Genomic DNA, 485 nt, shown 5'->3' with positions numbered 1-485 from the left:
AGCCGCCGCGCAGGCCCGGCAACCACGTCGAACGGGCCGCTGCGTGCGCCGGCCACGACGGCGCGCCAATCAAGACGGCGTACAAGGATCGTCTGGGGCGCGCGATCGCAAGTGGGACGGAAGCATTCGCCGGATTGGAGATTATCACGAAGGTCGACTACAACGAGCGTGGGATCAAGGTAGCGGAGTATCCTCCGCTTGAACTGTCGACCAACCCAGGCCAGTGGAACGGAAGCACCGCCTCGGCGTACAAAACAAGCTACGCGGGACTCGATGTGTTCGGCCGACCAGCGTCGAAGACGGTGCTCCGCAATGCGGCGATATGCGCGTCGGGTCTCTGTGACGCGAGCTTGACGACAACCTATTCGTACACTGTCGTTCCAGCGGGAATCAAGACGGTGATCAGCGTTCCGAAGGCCGCGGGTCAAGGCACCCTGACGATGTCGCGAACCTACGATCGACGAGGGAAACTCATTGAGACCACG

The sequence above is a fragment of the Deltaproteobacteria bacterium genome (genome assembly GCA_005879535.1).
GTDB lineage: Bacteria > Myxococcota > Myxococcia > Myxococcales > 40CM-4-68-19 > 40CM-4-68-19.
The sequence above is the reverse complement of the archived record's forward strand: the minus strand, read 5'-3'. Positions refer to the sequence as shown.